Origin of the sequence: Eggerthella sp. BIOML-A4 (assembly GCF_009875575.1) — a bacterium.
Taxonomy (GTDB): Bacteria; Actinomycetota; Coriobacteriia; order Coriobacteriales; family Eggerthellaceae; genus Eggerthella; species Eggerthella lenta.
In genome coordinates this window covers 141,316-158,402 of sequence record NZ_WWRX01000009.1, presented here as the reverse complement: position 1 = coordinate 158,402, position 17,087 = coordinate 141,316, and the positions used below count along the sequence as shown (strand labels likewise).

The window sequence follows — 17,087 nt, the reverse complement described above, 5'->3', positions numbered from 1 at the left end:
CCGCCGCCCGCCCGAACAGGTTGCGTTGCGTTGAAGCTATCGCCCATCTACCATACCACCTTCCGCGCATCGAACACGGGGCCGTCGACGCAGGCCCGCTGCTTGCCGTCCACCGTATCCACCACGCACGACAGGCATGCTCCCACGCCGCAGGCCATGCGCTTCTCCATGGACACCTCGCAGGGCACGCCCGCCTCGGCGGCCATGCCGGCCACGATCTTCATAAGGGGCTCGGGGCCGCACACGGCCAGATAGTCGTACGGCTCCCCCGCTTCTGCAGCTTCGGCGAGCGCTTCGGCGACGAGCGAGGTGCAGAAGCCCTCGCGTCCGAAGCTGCCGTCGTCGGTGGCGCAGCGCGGCGGCTCGTCCAGCAGCGCCTCGTAGCGGCCGCGACACGTGAGCGCCGCCTCGGTCTGCGCGCCCAGCACCACGTCAGTGCGCACGCCGGCGCTAATCAGACTCTCGCACAGCATGAAAAGCGGCGCAGCACCCACGCCGCCGCCCACGAGGAGGGCGCGACGCGCGTTCGCGGGAGGCTGCCACCCGCGGCCCACCGGCCCGATGAGCTCGGCGCCGGAGAGGTGCTCGGCTCGCTCGGGCTCGATGCGCGTCATATGGTCGGTGCCGAAGCCCACCGATTGGTAGAGCACCTCGAGCGTGCCGGCCGCCGCATCGCGCGCGTACACCGAGAACGGGCGGCGCAGGATGTGCGCCTCCATGCTCGGCACCTTCATGTGCACGAACTGCCCCGGCTCGATGCTCGCCGCGATATGCGAGGCCGCGAGTTCCATGAGGTAGAGGTTCGGGCCGACTTCCTCATTGGCGAGGATGCGGGCCCGCTCGTTGACGAGTGCCACATTCGTCCTTTCACTTTTCGCCGCCGCCCGTGCGAGCGCGGCGCGCGTTTTCGTCTCTCGGCCGACGATTGTATCATCTGCGCGCGCTTCATGCGGCTGACAAGCCAAAATGCAGGGAATGTGCACGCCGGGACGACGGAGGGAGCGAACGGCGGGACCTACCGCCTGCGTCGCACGGGAGCACAGGCGTGGCGAGGCCGCGCGAATCGGCGCTCCCCGTACCGGCGGAACGCGAACGACACGAGCAGCTGCGCCGCGACGGCCGCGAGCGCGCCCACGAGAAGGCCGGTCAGCACGTCGGTGGGATAGTGCGCGACGAGATAGCAGCGGGCAGCGCCCATGACCAGCATGACGATCGAGCCGCCCAGCACTGTCTTCCAATTCCGATACGCCAGCATGAGCGCCGCCATCGCCGCCGAGGCCGCGGTCATGTGTCCGGAGGGGAACGAGAACCCGTCCTCGAACGCGGCGCCGGCGAAGCGCCACCAGTCGAGGAAGAGCGCGGACGACTCGAACGGCCGCGGCCGCGTGACGAAGTCCTTGAGCACGATGTTCGTGGCGAGCGCGCCCAGGCAGATGGCGACGAACATGACCGTCCCGGCACGTCGCGTGCGTTTGAACACCATAAGCACGAAGGCCAGCGCGAAGAAGCATGCGCCCTTCTCGCCTACGAAGCTCACCGCCTCGAACAGGGGCGTGAGCGCGAAGCCCCCGCATTCTGCGAGCGCATGCAGCGCCCCCCAAGATCGTCGCATCGAACGCGGCGAACGCGTCGTTCAGCCACGCGGCCATCAGGGTTGTTTCCATCGAACCGTCCTTTCGCCTCACGGATGCTGCGGATCCCTTGCGGGTCCGAACCTCAATGAAACGACGCGCGCCTCCCGGCGGCAAGCCACGATGCGTCGCACGGGCGACACGGTGCGTGACCTCCGCAGCCGACCAGGGGTTACGAGCGCAGAATACGGTAGCCGACGACGACCTTCGCCAGGAGCAGCGCGAACATGAGCGTTGTGGCGTAGGGCTGCATGGTGGAGGCGAACAGGACGACGGCCAGCGCCTGCACCGCGAACCCAACGAGGGCGACGATGCGGGCCGCGCGGCGCGAGCCCGCAGCTGCCAGCAAGATCTCCACCGCACCCACGAACATGAGCGAGACGACGGCCGCCGCCATGACGGCGAACGACGCGCCGAAATCCACGGACGCGCCGTAGTCGGCCAGGTTCGCCATGCGCACGAACGAGCCGTCGTCCACGCCGTATAGCGGAATGAACGCGAACACGACGGCCAGCACGTCGAGCAGACCGAACGACAGCATGCCGCTGCTGCGCGCCGTCGAGCGGCGCTCGTCGCGGGCGAGCACGATGAGGTCGTCGGCGGACAGGAGGTCGTCCACCGACACGTCGAACAGGCGCGCGACGGCCTGCAGCGAGTCGAGGTTGGGCGAGCCGCCGCCCGTCTCCCACTTCGACACGGCCGTGCGCGACACGTACAGCCTGGCGGCAAGCTGCTCCTGGGTCAGGCCGCGCTCGGTGCGCAGCGCTTTCAGCTTCTCTCCGAAATCCATGGGACGCGCCCCCTTTCAGGCTCCCAAGATGGCTGAGCCGCATCGCTCCGGCAAGACACGATTCGTGTCATCGCCCGTCCACGCAGGTCGCAGGCTTGCGCGCGACTACGGCGATCGTCGGGCTCACCTCGTCGAGAGGTGCGCCAGCCGCGTCGCCGACAAGCTCCGCCTTTTCGAAGCCGGCTTCTTCGAGCTCCGCCGAGAGCGTTGCAGGCGCTCCTTCTTCGACGGTTCGTCAGCATTCGAAGCGATCATTCTACCATCTGATATCATGCTGTTTCCGAACATGACGCCGCGACCGAAGGAGCACCGTGGAGAAGCTGCCGCCCATCGAGAAAGTGTACGAGGCATGGTCCGCCGTCGCCGACAGACGCGTCGAGCTGCATCCCGACGAGCGCGGCCTCGATGCCGATCGAGTCGAAGCGTCGGCGCGGGAAGCCTACGACGCGCTGGGCGCGCTCGACATAGCCGTCAAACGAGGGTCGGCCAGACCGCCGAAGTCCTCGAAGGCGTGAGGGAGAATTCTGATCGAGCGAGGGCGCGTCAGCCGATGCGCCCTCGCTTCTATGTTTCCGCACGTTGAATTCCAAGCGGCATCAAGAGCCGTCGTGGACGAGCTTGAGACCGATGACGCAAGCTATGAGGCCGATGATGAGCAGCACTTTCGCCACCGATACGGGCTCTGTTCCCGAGAGCATGCCGTAGGCGACCGTGAGCGAGGCGCCGATGCCGACCCAAACGGCGTACGAGGTGCCCGTTGGCAGCGTTTTGACCGCGTAGGACAAGCCGACCATGCTCAACGCCAGCGCAACCAGGAACACGATCGAAGGCGCTAGCCTGGTGAACCCCTCCGCGCGCCCGAGCGCCGTGGCCCACACCGCTTCCAAGACGCCCGATACGATAAGAACGACCCATGCCATGAGAAGACCCCTTTCGTAGGTTATGCGCCGTCTTTTCGATCCTGGTACGGCTGCCCTCGTCAGGGAATCATGCGAAACGATGAAACGCCTTCAGTGTAGCAAACCGGAGGCGCATCGGAAATCGGAAGCCATCGCCTTTTCGCCCGGAAAACACGGTTCCAGGTGCGATTCCGTGTTTTCCGGGCGACGATGCGCGCAGAACGCGGCGCGTCAGCGCGAAAGCTCCCACTGGGGCAGGTCCTGCAAGGCCACGGCCGCGAGGCCGCCGAGGCGCGCGGCTTCCATGCCGGCCACCATGGCCTGGGCGCCGGCGAGGTTCGTCACGTGGGTCACGCCGTGCTTCACGGCCTCGAGGCGCAGCTCGTAGCCGTCGGCGCGCGTGGCGTGGCCGAACGGCGTGTTGATCATGAGCGAGATGTCCCCGGCGGCGATCATGTCGCGCACGTTGCCCTCGCCCTCGTGGATCTTCCTCACCTGCTCGCACTCCACGCCGGCCGCCCGCAACGTGCGGGCCGTGCCGCCTGTGGCCACGATGCGAAAGCCCAGACGCGCGATGTCGCGAGCGATGGGCACGATGGCGCGCTTGTCGCGGTCGCACACGCTGACGAACACCGTGCCGCCCTCGGGCAGCGCGTAGCTGATGGCCAGCTGCGTCTTCGCGAACGCCGCCGGGAAGTTGCGCGCGATGCCCATGACCTCGCCGGTGGACTTCATCTCGGGGCCGAGCACCGTGTCGGCGCCGGGGAAGCGGCCGAAGGGCATGACGGCTTCCTTCACGCTGAAATGCTCGAGCCGGCGGTCGTCGGGCGGCATCCCTAAGTCGGCCAGCTTCTCCCCCGCCATGATGCGCGCGGCGACCTTCGCCAGCGGAACGCCCGTCGCCTTCGAGGCGAACGGCACCGTGCGGCTGGCGCGCGGGTTCGCCTCGATGATGTAGATGACCTGGTCTTTGATGGCGAACTGGATATTGATGAGCCCCACCACGCCCAGGCGCAGCGCCAAGCGGCGCGCAATGGCGCGCAGCTGTGCCTGCACGGCCTCGGACAGCGCGAACGGCGGCGTGCAGCAGGCCGAGTCGCCCGAATGGATGCCCGCCATCTCGATGTGCTCCAGCACGCCGCCCACGAACACCTGCTCGCCGTCGCAGAGCGCGTCGAGGTCCACCTCCACCGCGCCTTCGAGGAAGCGGTCGAGGTACACCGGGTGGTCGGGCGAGATCTTCGCGGCCTCCGCCATGTATTTTTCCAGCTGGGCACCGTCGTAGACGATGCCCATGCCGCGCCCGCCCAGCACGTAGCTGGGGCGCACGAGCAGCGGGAAGCCGATGCGGTCGGCCACGACGCACGCCTCTTGGTACGTGGAGGCCATGCCGGCGGCCGGGTAGACGATGCCCAGCTCGTCGAGGACGGCGGCGAAGCGGTCGCGGTCCTCGGCCAGGTCGATGGCCTCCGGCGAGGTGCCCATGACGGGCACGCCGGCCGCCGCCAGCGCGTTCGCCAGCTTGAGCGGCGTCTGCCCGCCGAGCGTGACCACCACGCCGTCGGGCTGCTCGACGTCGACGATGTCCATGACGTCCTCGAACGTGAGCGGCTCGAAGTACAGCTTGTCGGACGTGTCGTAGTCGGTGGACACCGTCTCAGGGTTGCAGTTCACCATGATCGTCTCGAACCCGGCCTCGTGCAGAGCGTAGCTGGCGTGCACGCAGCAATAGTCGAACTCGATGCCCTGGCCGATGCGGTTCGGCCCCGCGCCCAGAATCATGGCGCGCCGCCGCGTCTTCGGCGCCGTCTCGGTCTCGTCGGCATCGTAGGTCTTGTAATGGTAGGCCGTGGCGCTGGGAAACTCGGCGGCGCAGGTGTCCACGGTCTTGAACGCAGGCCTCACGCCCAGCATCTTACGGCACGTGCGCACGGTGAGCTCGTCGGAGCCTGTGAGGTGCGCGATCTGCGCGTCGGCCAGCCCCATGCGCTTGAGCAGGCGGAACGCATCGGCATCGAGTTCGTCCAGCGCCATGCCGCGCAGGTTCTCCTGCACGCGCACGATGTCGGCCATGCGCGCGACGAAGAAGGGGTCCACGCGGCTCGCCGCGCTCGCGCGCTCAACCGTCCAGCCGCGACGCAGCGCCTCGGCCAGGTAGAAGATGCGCTCGGCCGTGGGACGCGCCACGAGGTCTTCCAGCGCCTCGTCGGACGCGTCGGCCTCGCCGCCTTTGCCGTCGGCTCCCAGGCCCGCGCGCCCGTTCTCCAGCGAGCGCATGGCCTTGCCGAGCGATTCCTCGAACGTTCGGCCGATGGCCATGACCTCGCCGACGGCCTTCATGCGCGTGGACAGCGTGTCGTCGGTGCCCTGGAACTTCTCGAACGCGAAGCGCGGCACCTTCACCACGCAGTAGTCGATGGACGGCTCGAAGCAGGCGGGCGTGGCCTTCGTGATGTCGTTCACGATCTCGTCGAGCGTGTAGCCCACGGCCAGCTTCGCGGCCGCCTTCGCGATGGGGAAGCCCGTGGCCTTCGACGCGAGCGCCGAGGAGCGCGACACGCGGGGGTTCATCTCTATGACGATCATGCGGCCGTTTTCCGGGTTGACGGCGAACTGCACGTTGGAGCCGCCGGTCTCCACGCCGATCTTCTCGAGGATGGCCAGCGACGCCGCGCGCATGCGCTGGTACTCCACATCCGTCAGCGTCTGCGCGGGCGCCACCGTGATGGAGTCGCCCGTGTGCACGCCCATGGCGTCGAAGTTCTCGATGGAGCACACGATGATGCCGTTGCCGGCGCGGTCGCGCATGACCTCCATCTCGTACTCTTTCCAACCCTCGATGCTCTCCTCCACCAGCACCTCGCCGGCCGGCGACAGCTCCAGGCCCTGGCCCACGATCTCGTGCAGCTCGGCCGCGTCGTGCGCGATGCCGCCGCCCGCGCCGCCCAGCGTGAACGAGGGGCGCAGCACCACGGGGTAGCCGAGCTCGGCCACGATGTCCTCGGCGTCGGCGATGGAATAGGCGTAGCCGGAGCGCGACGTCTCGATGCCAAGCTCCGCCATGCACTCGTTGAACTGCTTGCGGTCCTCGCCGCGCTCGATGGCCTCGAGGTCGCAGCCGATCATCTCCACGCCGTACTTGGCCAGGATGCCGGCGCGCGCGAGCTCGACGGCCGTGTTGAGCCCGGTCTGGCCGCCCAGCGTGGGCAAGAGGGCGTCGGGGCGCTCCTTCGCGATGACCTGCTCGACGAACTCCACGGTAATGGGTTCGACGTAGGTGCGGTCGGCCAGACCCGGGTCGGTCATGATGGTCGCGGGGTTGCTGTTCACGAGCACCACGCGATAGCCGTCGGCCTTCAACACCTTGCAGGCCTGCGCGCCCGAGTAGTCGAACTCGCACGCCTGCCCGATGACGATGGGGCCGCTTCCGATGACGAGGATGGTTTGGATGTCTTCGCGCTTAGGCATGGGAGGCCTCCTTCCCTTCGGCGAACGACCAGCCGGCCAGGCGATCCTCGGCGATGTCGATGTCGAGGTAGTTTGCACATTCGCGCGGGTCAGGCAAGGTCAGCGAGGGCGCGGCTGGTGCCCCAGATTGCCCTGATGCAAGGCTGGACTGGACTTCCGTCCGTCCAGCCGCAGCAGAAGGGCAAGATGGGGTGCCAGCCGCGGCCGCAGCGTCGGCAACGCCGCCGTTCGCCAGAACGGCGGAATCCATCAACCGTGCGAACGCAGCGAACAGATAATGGGCGTCGGTAGGACCCGGCGAAGCTTCCGGGTGGTACTGCACGGAGAACGCCGGTATATCGAGGAACGCGACGCCCTCGGCCGTGCCGTCGTTGAGGTTCACGTGCGTGAGCTGGATGCGTCCGAAGCGCTCGTTTTGCACCACCGGCGCGACGCCGCGGCGCGCCCAGCAGCGCAGGTCGTCCTCGTGCGTGCAGACGCCGGCCGACAGCTCCGGCACGAGCGCGCCCAAGCTGGGGAACACGAGGCCGAAGCCGTGGTTCTGCGCGGTGATCTCAACGCGGCGCGTGCGCAGGTTCATGACGGGATGGTTGCCGCCGCGGTGGCCGAACTTGAGCTTCTCGATATCCGCGCCCGCCGCCTTGGCGATCATCTGGTGCCCCAGGCAGATGCCGAACACGGGCACCTTCCCCAGCAGTTGCTCCACCTGGGCGTACGTGCCCTCGACGGCCTCGGGGTCGCCCGGGCCGTTCGACAGGAACACGCCGTCGGGAGCCATGGTCAGCACCTCGGCCGCCGGGGTGTCCCACGGCACGCAGGTCACGCCGCAGCCGGCGCGCACGAGGTTTTCGAGGATGGAGCGCTTCGCTCCGCAGTCGTAGGCGACCACTTTGAAGCGCGGCTCGGGAGACGCGGCGAGCGCGAACGCCCGCGAAGCCGGCAGGTCGTCGGCCGAGAAGCGGCGCGGACGCGCGCACGACACCGTGGAGGCCAGGTTCTGCCCGACGATGGATGCGCTCGCGCGCACTTTCGCCAGAAGGCTGGCCTCGTCGACGTCGACGGTGGACAGCACGGCCCGCTGTGCGCCGCAGTCGCGCACATGGCGCACGAGCGCGCGGGTGTCCACCCCTTCGACGGCCACCACGCCGTGGTCGCGCAGGTAGTCGGGCAGGCCCTGCGCGCTGCGCCAGTTCGACGGCGTCGCGCACAGGTCGCGCACGACGAGGCCGCGCAGGGCGGGCTCGTCCGCCTGCGCGTCGTCCACGTTCACGCCGTAGTTTCCGATCTGGGGATACGTCATCGTCACGATCTGGCCCGCGTACGACGGGTCGGTGATCACCTCGAGGTAGCCCTCGAGCGAGGTGTTGAAGCAGATCTCGCCGAACACCTCCCCCGCCGCCGCGCACGACGTGCCGCGGAACACGGCGCCGTCCTCCAGCACGAGCGCCGCGGGCGCGCCCGCGGGCTTCGACGTCCCCTGCATCAACCGCTTCGAAATCTCGCTCAAGCTTCCATCCTTCCGTTCGGGCAACGCCCCTACAAAAAAGCGCCTCCATCTGATGTGGGAGGCGCACGGATGCAGGGTGTATGTTGCGCACCTTGTCGGTCTCTCCGTACCGCCCTTAAAGGTCGAAGCGTAGTATACGCCTATAACGAGTTTTATCGATTAGAAATGCAATATTTTCTACTATTCGAGTATTTTTATGCATTTATAAGAAACGATGCCGAAAGACGCGCACAGCTTCCGACCGTCGGACGTTCTATCCCGTCGGCTGCCGGCGCACGCGTGCCGAAGAAGCGGCGTGCCGCGTGCGATTCTTCCCGCAATGTTGCGTTTTTTCGGACCGTATCGGCATGCATCGAAAGCAATCATTGCAAACTGCCTGATCATCGTCTCGCGCTCTTCCGCGTCGATGAGAACGCCCCGTCAAACGCAACATTCCTGTGATAATCGCACACCGAGGCCGCACCTACGGCGGCCGGCCTAGTCGTAGCCCACCGGAAGCCCGAGCTGCCGCCGGAGCCGCAGCTTGCGAGCATGGTAGTCCGACACGCGCACTTGCACGCGCTTTCCCAGGAGCCGACGTATCGTGTCGGCTATCGCATCGGTTGCAGCCAGGCTGTCCAGCTCGTCGTTCGTGACGCCTACGACCGTCCAGCCCATCGCCATCAACGCGTTCGTCCTTCTAGAATCCCTGATACGGCTTTCCTCCCCTTCGTGCATCTCCCTGCTTTGGTACTCCACGTCGAGTTTCGCATCCGGCCAGCAAAGGTCGCAACGAAAACTCGATCTGCCGGAAGTCGTGCGGGCTCCTGCGATTGCCTTCACCTCGTAATTCATCCTCGGGATGCCCAAGCCGTACCCGCCGTACGATGTCGGCAAGCCCAACACGAGCGCCTGCTTCGTCTCCCTCGGAGAAGCCGAACCATCCGCCAGGTACGGCAGGACGCGCGCCACGATCCGAGCGCCCGCGATGGAAGGGTTGAGCGAAACGAAGCTGCGTAGAGAACGCATCGTCATCAAAGGAGGCACCTGATACGCAGGAGCAGTCGACGTTCGCCGAGTGCGATAGGTTCCGCAAAGCTCGTAAGCAAGTTCAAGCAGATCGATCTTGTTTTTCGCTGACGGAGCCGCCTGAACGCAGGCAAACGGCGCACTGCATACGCCAACACCGTCCGACAGCCGGAGCAAGGGCTTCCCACGCATCTGCCGTGTGCACACGTGCGACACGCGACGCGAAGTGGAGCGGCATCTTGAAGCCGCTCCCAGGAGAATATGGACGGGGCGCTCGATCGATAACCCAGGGCGATCGTTCTCAATGCGCTTGACGACCTCTTCGAGCCCCCGCGCACTCGGCGCACGAGCGGGAAGCCGCCGCGCCGTGTCGCCAGACCCTGCAAGCTCCCGCGCGTCGATCGCCCTCAACACCTGAAAAGCCGTTTGATGGGAGAAGCAAACCTGCATAGGTTCCATTGGAGCCTCCTCGTCTGCCCTGGGCTGCGAGGATCTTGCAGACGTGGTACTAGGAAGCGAGGGCCCGGCTTCCTCCATGGGCTGCTTCAAAAAAGAAGAGCGCCTGCACTGGCTCGATAAGGAGATGATTTTATCACGCAGTGCCCGCCCGGATGCCCGATATTTCCCGTAATGTTGCGAAAGAACGCGCATCAATCGGACATTCTCCAACAGTTGCGTTTGCAACCAGGGAAAACGCGCAAAAGCACTCAGGATCGCCCTTCTTCTACCCCCGCAACGCAACATTGCAGGAAGAATCGGGCATCTGGAACCGCAGCGGGCGACCTGCGCCGCCTAGTCGGCTCATCGGAGCGTTTCTTACGCCCCGTATGGCCATCGGGCGCACCGGGCATCGCGCAGAACGGCCCCGCATCGTTCGCTCGATGCGGGGCCGCGTGGTTCGAAGATCGTGCAGGGCTCGACCCTACTCGACGATGGCGCCGTCCTCCATGGTGGCGTAGCCGCCCACGTAGACGTCGGTGGCGCGGCCGGTCAGCTCGGCGCCGAGGAAGCCCGAGTTCACGGCCTTGGACTGGAAGTCCGCGGCGTCCACCGTCCAGGCAGCGTCCGGGTCGATGACCGTGAGGTCGGCCGTCGCGCCCGGCTCGAGGGCCACGCGCTCGACGCGAAGGATCTCGCGGGGGTTCACGGCCATCAGCTCGACGGCGCGCTCCCAGCTGATGACGCCCGGCGCAACCAGGTTCGTGATGACCAGCGAAAGCGCCGTCTCCAGGCCGATCATGCCGAAGGGCGCCAGCTCGAACTCGGCGTTCTTCTCGAAGTCGTTGTGCGGCGCGTGGTCGGTGACGATGGCGTCCACCGTGCCGTCCTTCACGCCCTCCACCAGCGCGGCGGCGTCCTCGGCCGTGCGCAGCGGCGGGTTCACCTTGAGGAAGGTGTTGTAGTCGTCGCCGATGGCGTCCTCGGTGAGGAACAGGTGGTGCGGCGTGACCTCGCAGGTGACCGGCAGGCCCTCGGCCTTGGCGGCGCGCACCAGGTCCAGGCCGCGCGCCGTGGTGAGGTGCTGGATGTGCAGCGGGCAGCCGGTGAGGCGGCAGATAGCGATGTCGCGGGCGATCTGGATCTCCTCGCCCTCGGCCGGCCAGCCCAGCATGCCCAGGCGCGTCGACACGACGCCCTCGTTCACCTGGCCGGCGCCGACGAGGTCCTCGTCCTGGCAGTGGCTCATCACCACGCGGTCGAACTGCGCGGCGTAGTCCATGACGCGGCGCATCATGCCCGCGCCCTGCACCCCGCGGCCGTCGTCGGTGAAGGCGACGGCGCCGTGCGCCACCATGTCGCCCATCTCGGACAGCGTGTCGCCCTTGAGCCCTTGCGAGCAGGAGCCGGCCACGTGCACGCGGCACTTGCCCACGGCCGCCGCGCGAGCCTTCACGTACTCCACGCCCACGGCGTTGTCGATGACGGGCTTCGTGTTCGGCATGCAGCACACCGCCGTGAAGCCGCCGTGCGCCGCGGCGCGCGTGCCGGAGGCGATATCCTCCTTCAGCTCGTAGCCGGGCTCGCGCAGATGCACGTGGATGTCCACGAGGCCGGGAACGACGATCTTGCCGCCCAGGTCGCGCTCGACGCCCTTCTCCATCGTCAGGTTCTGGCCGATCTCGACGATATTCCCGTCGCGCACGAGAATGTCGGCCGTTTCGTTCAGACCGACCTGCGGGTCGATCACATGGGCGTTCTTAAGCAGTAAGGCCATCTTCGCTCCCTCCGAGCAGCAGGTACATTTCGGCCATGCGGGTCAGGATGCCGGCATAGACCTGATCGAGAATGACCGAGCGCTTCGGGTGGTCGGCCATGTAGCTATCCAGTTCGACGCCGCGGTTGATGGGGCCGGGGTGGCAGATGAGGGCGTCGGGCTTCATGAGGTGCTCGCGGTCCTTCGTGAGGCCGTACAGCATGTTGTACTCGCGCAGCGACGGATACGGCGCGCCCTCGAGGCGCTCGCGCTGGATGCGCAGCATGTACACCACGTCGAGGTCGGGCAGCGCCTCGTCCAGCTTCGTGGTCACGTGGTCGGCGCCCAGGATGTCGGGGCGCGCGGGCAGCAGCGTCGGCGGCGCGACCACCGTCACCTCGCAACCCATGATCTTGAGCGCGGGGATCAGGCTGCCGCACACGCGGGAGTGCCCGATGTCGCCCACGACGCCCACCTTGAGGCCGTTCAGGTCGCCCTTGACCTCCCAGATGGAGTACAGGTCCAGCAGCGCCTGCGTGGGGTGCTGGTGCTTGCCGTCGCCTGCGTCGATGACGTGCGCGCCGGAGACGTCGGCGATCTTGCGGGGCACGCCGGCGTGCTTGTCGCGCACGATGATCATGTCGATCTTGTAGGCGCACAGCGTCTCCACCGTGTCCACGAGGCTCTCGCCCTTCACCGTGGAGGTGGAGCTGCCGCCGAAGTTCAGGCTGTTGGCACTCAGGCGCTTCTCGGCGATCTCGAACGAGGAGCGCGTGCGGGTGGACGGCTCGTTGAACATGTTGACCACGGTGACGCCCTTGAGCGTGGGCACCTGCTTGATGCGGCGCTCGTTGACTTCCTTGAAGCGGACCGCCGTTTCCAGAACGGTCATGATGTCGTCGGCGGAGTACTCCGTGATGTCGATCAGATGCTTGTGATTGAAGGCCATGCCCTATTCACCTCCCAGCGGTGCCGAACCCGCGCGGGAGCCCGGAGCGATTTCCAGTATCTCGACCTCGGACTTGCCGTCCGCCTCTTCCAAGAACAGGCGCACGTTCTCGTCGGAGGAAGACGGGACGTTCTTGCCCACGAAGTCGGCGCGGATGGGCAGCTGACGATGGCCGCGGTCCACGAGGACGGCCAGCTGCACCGTGGAGGGACGGCCGATATCCATGAGCGCGTCGAGCGCGGCGCGGATGGTGCGGCCGGTGTACAGCACGTCGTCGACGAGCACGACGTCCTTGCCGTCGAGGTCGAAGAGGATGTCGGTGGAATGCACCTCGGGCGAGAGATGCGTCGCGAAGTCGTCGCGATAGAAGCTGATGTCGAGCTTGCCGAGCGGCACCTTCGTGCCCTCGATGGCCTCGATCTTCTCGGCCAGGCGCTTGGCGAGCAAGTCGCCGCGCGTCACGATGCCGACGAGCGCGATGTTGCCCGCGCCCTTGTTGGTCTCGAGGATCTGATGCGCGATGCGCGTCAGCGACCGCTCGATCTCGTCTGCGTCCATGCAGACGGTCTTGACCGTTCCTGCGTCGTTCATACACACCCTTTCTTGACGTCGAGTGCGTACAGACGGACCTGCTCTCCGCCGGGTTCCGCGCCCGCTCCGGCGATGCCGGGCGTCCGCGTCGCCCCCGAGTTGGCGGCGTCTGCGCGAGGGCATGAAAAAAGCCTCCGCGACAGACAAAGGCTTCGACTCGTCGCGCTCTTGTTCGGGTGAGCGCTTGGGGTTCTACCTTGTCGGTCTCTCTGTACCGCTTTTAAAGGACTGGAAGCAGTATATTCGGTTCGGAGCCGATTTGTAACCCCTTTTATGCAGAAACTTGCGAGAATATGTATAAGGCGAGGTCGCGCAAGCGCCTATGCGGCCGCCTTTCGACGACCGGGCGGGCGAACCTTGCGGCACGCCCGCCCGACGATGAGCATCGGTTACTTCGCGAGCTTGCGGCGCAGCGCTAAGGCCACGACTCCGGCGGCGGCCAGCATGGCGAAGGAGGCGCCCGCCAGCGCGCCGGCGTCCATGCCGGTCTTGGGCGAGGTCGCGCCCGTGTCGGCGCCGGACGGCAACGCAGCCGACGTATCGGCAGCAGGCTCGTTGGCGGCCGGTTCGTCGACGTCCGCCTTCGAGGGGACGAGCGTCATGACGAAGTCGGCGCTGTAAGAGGCATCGCCTTCCTGGTCGCCGAGGTTGAACATCTCGGACGTGAAGTTGAAGCTGCTCTGGTCGACGGCTCTCGTCACTTCGAACGTCTTGGCGATGCCAGCGCTTCCCGCGCTCGGCTTCACGTGCACCTCGAGCTTGTTGCAACCGGCGTACTGGCCGCCCGCGAGAAGCGCCACGCCGAAATCGATCTTCTTGGTCGCGTTCTCGGCAACGACCCTGAACGAGGGCATGCCGTCCAGCGCGTCGTCGGCCGTCTCGCTCGTAGCGATGACGGCGAACGAAGACGCCCTCGCCTCGCCAGAGAGGACGCACGAGCCGTCTTCGTTCGACGCGCTCTCCTGCCACGGCCCGATCGAGCGGGCCGCGGCCGACTCCTGCGCGGTCGCCTGATCCGCCGTCGGCTCAGCCGCCTCGTCGGCCCACGCGAGCGCGGGGAGCGCGCACGCGAGCATCGCAGCGCACAAAAGCGCGGCCAGCTTCTTCTTCATATCAGCACCTCTCTCGTCGATGCGCCTACCCGAAGGCGCAAGCATTCCACAGCCACCTCATGCTAGAGCATGGAGACATGCCGTTCGACCCCTTCGACGAAAGAGGCTCCGCCTATTGCGAAAGCGGGGGCGCAGCTCACGCAGCAGGCTTCTCGCCCACGAGCACGGCCGTAACGATATAGCGCACCGGGTCGCTGGTCAGGGCCGAGCGGCAGGTGCTGAGCTGCACGATGCGGTCGTCGGCATCGAGCTGCGCGCCGTCGCGCACGTTCGCCTTCGGGTCGTCGGGCGCGAGCACCGATGCGAAGTAGCCCGTCCGCACGGCGGGGTCGGAGAAGTCGAACGAGTTGAGGATGTGCCGGTCGTCGTACTCGTAGGCCGCCACCACCTCGTAGGCGAGGATGCGATCGGGCAGGTAAACGTACAGCTCGGGGTTGTCGGCGAAGAACGCCGGGTCCTCGTAGGCATGCAACGTGGCGAACATCGCGTCGTTCACGATGTTGTGGCCGTACAGCACGGTGACGGGATCGGAGAAGTCGGTCGCGTTCGCCATCTGGGAAAACACCGCGCCTTCGACGGCCGGCTCGCCGTAGCGGTCATGATCGAGGTAGAAGAAGTCGTCTCCCGGCCGCTGGAGCACGGGAAGGTTGACGTTCGTGTTCGGCACGTAGAGCCACGCGTAGACGTCGGGGCTCTCCCGGCGCAGCGCCTCAAAGTCGATAGGATTCTCCGCCGGCTCGTCCGCAGGCGCGTCGTAGGCGCGCTCCACCGCCGGCAGCGGCTCGCGCTCGACCGCGCGCACCGCATCGGCCGCCTGCTGCCGTTGCCAGGCGAGATAGCCGAACCCCGCCGCCGCCCCGGCGAGCAGCACCGCCAGCAGCACGACGAGCGCCATCGCGCCCGGATCGCGCCGTACACGCCCGGAATGTCTCAAAGGAAGCCCTTTCTCGCTCGGGCGCGCCTACGCGCCGCGCGCCGTCTGGGCAATTCAAAGGCAACCGGCGGGCGCGGTCAAGGCGCACGGCGAAACCGGGCGCGTGCACGGCGAAACCGGATGGATCGCCCGCAGGGGCCGATCCCCCTACCCCGTGACGCGCTCGGAACGCGACAGGACGCGGATACGGCCGTCGCGGCAGTGCGACGCGAGGGTGACGCCCAGCTCCTCGGCGCGGCGCACGGCCTCGTCGGTAGCCGACTTGCGGCTGACCAGCACCGGGCAACCGGCGCGATAAGCCTTGAGGGCCATCTCGCAGCTGATGCGCCCCGTGATGAACAGCGCCTTGTCGCGCACGTCCACACGGTCGAGCCACGCCTGCCCCACCAGCTTGTCCATGGCGTTGTGCCGCCCGATGTCCTCGCGCACCAGCAGCAGCTCGTCCGAGCCCGCCGCGCCCAGCCCGCAGCCGTGCACGCACGCGCCGGTGTTGCGGCGCGGGCTGCGCTCGCACAGCTCCTCCATGCACGCCAGCAAGTCGTCGGCGTCGAAGCGCGCCGCCGACTCCAACGCGCGGGGCTCGCCCGCGCGCCGCGCGTCGCGCAGAAGCGCCGACTGGGCGCACCCGGCCGACGTGACGCGGTGCAGGGGCACGTAACCTTCCTCCGCCCGCTCTCCGCTGGCCACGTACACCGCAGCCTCCTCGGGCACCTCGACCACCTCCACGAGGCTGTCGCGATCGGCGATGAGGCCCTCGGACAACAGGTAGCCCACCGCCAGCTCGGACAGCCCGAAGGGGCTTCCCTGGCTCACGGCCACAGGCACCTCGTTCAGGAAGATGCGGATGGGCCGCTCGGCCGACTCGCGCTTCGCGGGCTCGGGACGCTCTACGATGGCCATCGTCCTACCTCTGCGCTTCCGCGGCGGCATCGGCGGCCGCGCGCTGGTACGCCACGAGGTCGAGCTTCGCCATGACCACGTCCTCCACTTCGAACGAGAACGGCGCAAGCGCGTCCTCCTCGTACACGGTGCGCGTGTAGCCGCCGCATTCGTCGCAGGTGGCCAGGCGGTGCGCCTCGTCGCCCTCGAGATTGAAATAATGCAGACGGCTCTGGTTCTGCGTGCCGCAGCGCACGCAACGCACGCGCTCGAACTCCCACGCGCAGCCGCACTGGGCGCACCACAGGCGCTTGGCGCGTCCCTGCCCCGCAGGCGCGCCGCTCACCTGCGCCACCGCAGCTTCGCCGCCGCACACGGGGCAGCGCACGCTATGCGGCTCGTCGGCACCCGCCTCCCGAAGCGCCCGCTCGACGGCCGTCGCCGGCCCCTCTAGAAACGCGCGCAGGGCCAGCGCCGCCGCCATCGCGCCGATGCGGGCCGCGTCCTCGTCCATGCCGTCGTCCTCGAGCAGCTCGACGAACGACTCCACATAGGCAGCCGGGTTGCAGCCGGCGAGCACGAGGTCGCTTGCGGCGACCATGCGCTCCCAGCTCGTGCGCGAGAGCGCCTCGCTCGTCGACGCCGCGAACCCGCCGCGCGCAGCCAGCACTTCGGCCAGCCGCTCCATCGCGCCCGCCAACGCGGCGGCCTCGATCTTCACCGGAGCATGGGAGAGCACCGGCTCCCCGTGGCGCGCCCACGTTTTCAGGCTATCGGCGTCGGGCACTTCGTAGCCGAGATCAACATGGGAGGCCGCCTCGGCCTGAACCCCCCACAGCTCGCGGAAGAACGCGAGCCGCGAGACGTCGCCCTCGTCGAGGTTCGTACGGTACGCGGCGATGGCCGCATCGATCGCTTTGAGGTTCATGGATTCCTTTCCTATCTGAACGGGCGGAACGCCCTTTTTGTCATCCTGAGCGCAGGCCGGAGTCGAAGGATCCCGCGCGGCGATAGCCGCGGCGCTTCCAGCTGGCGCCGCGCGGGATCCTTCGACTCCGCGCTTCGCGCTCCGCTCAGGATGACAACCCGGGAGCGTCCGGTCGGGTTACCCATCCGGCGCCCGTG

15 protein-coding genes and 1 riboswitch are annotated in these 17,087 nt (G+C 67.4%); of the genes, 1 reads left to right on the top strand and 14 read right to left on the bottom strand.

The annotated features are described in order from the left end of the window. Positions 1-47 precede the first annotated feature (47 nt). From GT613_RS15775 to GT613_RS10950, 3 genes are all read right to left on the bottom strand, one after another. On the bottom strand, positions 48-857 hold the full coding sequence (locus GT613_RS15775; protein ID WP_009307079.1) for a dihydroorotate dehydrogenase electron transfer subunit: 810 nt from the start codon (positions 855-857) through the stop codon (positions 48-50). Positions 858-1,015: 158 nt separating this feature from the next. Further along, positions 1,016-1,612, bottom strand: coding sequence for a phosphatase PAP2 family protein (locus GT613_RS10955; RefSeq protein WP_009608707.1), 597 nt, complete (start codon positions 1,610-1,612; stop codon positions 1,016-1,018). A gap of 191 nt (positions 1,613-1,803) precedes the next feature. Beyond that, positions 1,804-2,421, bottom strand: a complete 618-nt coding sequence (locus GT613_RS10950; protein ID WP_009608646.1) for a helix-turn-helix domain-containing protein — start codon at positions 2,419-2,421, stop codon at positions 1,804-1,806. Between the two features lie 311 nt (positions 2,422-2,732). Between GT613_RS10950 and GT613_RS10945 the strand changes: the two genes are divergently transcribed. Continuing rightward, entirely contained in the window at positions 2,733-2,936 is a 204-nt protein-coding gene (locus GT613_RS10945; protein ID WP_009307082.1) for a hypothetical protein, read from the top strand. Positions 2,937-3,017: 81 nt separating this feature from the next. On the opposite strand, the gene GT613_RS10940 is transcribed toward GT613_RS10945, so the two are convergent. From GT613_RS10940 to GT613_RS10890, 11 genes are all read right to left on the bottom strand, one after another. Then, a complete protein-coding gene (locus GT613_RS10940) occupies positions 3,018-3,341 on the bottom strand; it encodes a multidrug efflux SMR transporter (protein WP_009307083.1) in 324 nt (107 codons plus the stop codon). A 21-nt stretch (positions 3,342-3,362) separates the two neighbouring features. Further along, positions 3,363-3,427, bottom strand: a riboswitch (guanidine-III (ykkC-III) riboswitch). A gap of 124 nt (positions 3,428-3,551) precedes the next feature. Beyond that, positions 3,552-6,788, bottom strand: coding sequence for a carbamoyl-phosphate synthase large subunit (gene carB, locus GT613_RS10935; protein ID WP_161172623.1), 3,237 nt, complete (start codon positions 6,786-6,788; stop codon positions 3,552-3,554). Further along, positions 6,781-8,295, bottom strand: a complete 1,515-nt coding sequence (gene carA, locus GT613_RS10930) for a glutamine-hydrolyzing carbamoyl-phosphate synthase small subunit (protein WP_086414562.1) — start codon at positions 8,293-8,295, stop codon at positions 6,781-6,783. Before carA ends, carB begins: the two co-directional genes overlap by 8 nt. A gap of 477 nt (positions 8,296-8,772) precedes the next feature. Next, positions 8,773-9,309, bottom strand: coding sequence for a DUF559 domain-containing protein (locus tag GT613_RS15520; protein ID WP_227791226.1), 537 nt, complete (start codon positions 9,307-9,309; stop codon positions 8,773-8,775). A 916-nt stretch (positions 9,310-10,225) separates the two neighbouring features. Beyond that, positions 10,226-11,518 carry a dihydroorotase gene (locus GT613_RS10920; RefSeq protein ID WP_009307087.1) on the bottom strand — a complete coding sequence of 431 codons (1,293 nt, stop codon included), beginning with the start codon at positions 11,516-11,518 and terminating at the stop codon, positions 10,226-10,228. Further along, the gene (locus GT613_RS10915) at positions 11,502-12,446 is read right to left on the bottom strand and encodes an aspartate carbamoyltransferase catalytic subunit (RefSeq protein ID WP_009307088.1); all 945 of its coding nucleotides are present in this window, start codon (positions 12,444-12,446) and stop codon (positions 11,502-11,504) included. Before GT613_RS10915 ends, GT613_RS10920 begins: the two co-directional genes overlap by 17 nt. A gap of 3 nt (positions 12,447-12,449) precedes the next feature. Continuing rightward, the gene (pyrR, locus tag GT613_RS10910) at positions 12,450-13,037 is read right to left on the bottom strand and encodes a bifunctional pyr operon transcriptional regulator/uracil phosphoribosyltransferase PyrR (protein WP_009307089.1); all 588 of its coding nucleotides are present in this window, start codon (positions 13,035-13,037) and stop codon (positions 12,450-12,452) included. Between the two features lie 389 nt (positions 13,038-13,426). Next, positions 13,427-14,149, bottom strand: coding sequence for a hypothetical protein (locus GT613_RS10905; RefSeq protein WP_226843997.1), 723 nt, complete (start codon positions 14,147-14,149; stop codon positions 13,427-13,429). Positions 14,150-14,285: 136 nt separating this feature from the next. Further along, positions 14,286-15,083, bottom strand: coding sequence for a class B sortase (locus GT613_RS10900; protein WP_226844001.1), 798 nt, complete (start codon positions 15,081-15,083; stop codon positions 14,286-14,288). Between the two features lie 147 nt (positions 15,084-15,230). Further along, complete coding sequence (gene fdhD, locus GT613_RS10895; RefSeq protein ID WP_009608680.1) at positions 15,231-15,983, bottom strand: formate dehydrogenase accessory sulfurtransferase FdhD; 753 nt, start codon at positions 15,981-15,983, stop codon at positions 15,231-15,233. 4 nt (positions 15,984-15,987) lie between these two features. Next, positions 15,988-16,890: a formate dehydrogenase accessory protein FdhE gene (locus GT613_RS10890; RefSeq protein ID WP_009608709.1), complete on the bottom strand. Its 903-nt coding sequence runs from the start codon at positions 16,888-16,890 to the stop codon at positions 15,988-15,990. Between the last annotated feature and the right edge of the window lie 197 nt (positions 16,891-17,087).

Excerpts from the sequence above, each read along its gene's own strand:
- GT613_RS10950 (WP_009608646.1), bottom strand. The coding sequence starts at position 2,421 with ATGGATTTCGGAGAGAAGCTGAAAGCGCTGCGCACCGAGCGCGGCCTG.
- carB (WP_161172623.1), bottom strand. The coding sequence starts at position 6,788 with ATGCCTAAGCGCGAAGACATCCAAACCATCCTCGTCATCGGAAGCGGC.
- GT613_RS10955 (WP_009608707.1), bottom strand. The coding sequence starts at position 1,612 with ATGCGACGATCTTGGGGGGCGCTGCATGCGCTCGCAGAATGCGGGGGC.
- GT613_RS10915 (WP_009307088.1), bottom strand. The coding sequence starts at position 12,446 with ATGGCCTTCAATCACAAGCATCTGATCGACATCACGGAGTACTCCGCC.
- GT613_RS10940 (WP_009307083.1), bottom strand. The coding sequence starts at position 3,341 with ATGGCATGGGTCGTTCTTATCGTATCGGGCGTCTTGGAAGCGGTGTGG.
- GT613_RS10905 (WP_226843997.1), bottom strand. The coding sequence starts at position 14,149 with ATGAAGAAGAAGCTGGCCGCGCTTTTGTGCGCTGCGATGCTCGCGTGC.
- GT613_RS15520 (WP_227791226.1), bottom strand. The coding sequence starts at position 9,309 with ATGACGATGCGTTCTCTACGCAGCTTCGTTTCGCTCAACCCTTCCATC.
- GT613_RS10920 (WP_009307087.1), bottom strand. The coding sequence starts at position 11,518 with ATGGCCTTACTGCTTAAGAACGCCCATGTGATCGACCCGCAGGTCGGT.
- pyrR (WP_009307089.1), bottom strand. The coding sequence starts at position 13,037 with ATGAACGACGCAGGAACGGTCAAGACCGTCTGCATGGACGCAGACGAG.
- GT613_RS10890 (WP_009608709.1), bottom strand. The coding sequence starts at position 16,890 with ATGAACCTCAAAGCGATCGATGCGGCCATCGCCGCGTACCGTACGAAC.
- fdhD (WP_009608680.1), bottom strand. The coding sequence starts at position 15,983 with ATGGCCATCGTAGAGCGTCCCGAGCCCGCGAAGCGCGAGTCGGCCGAG.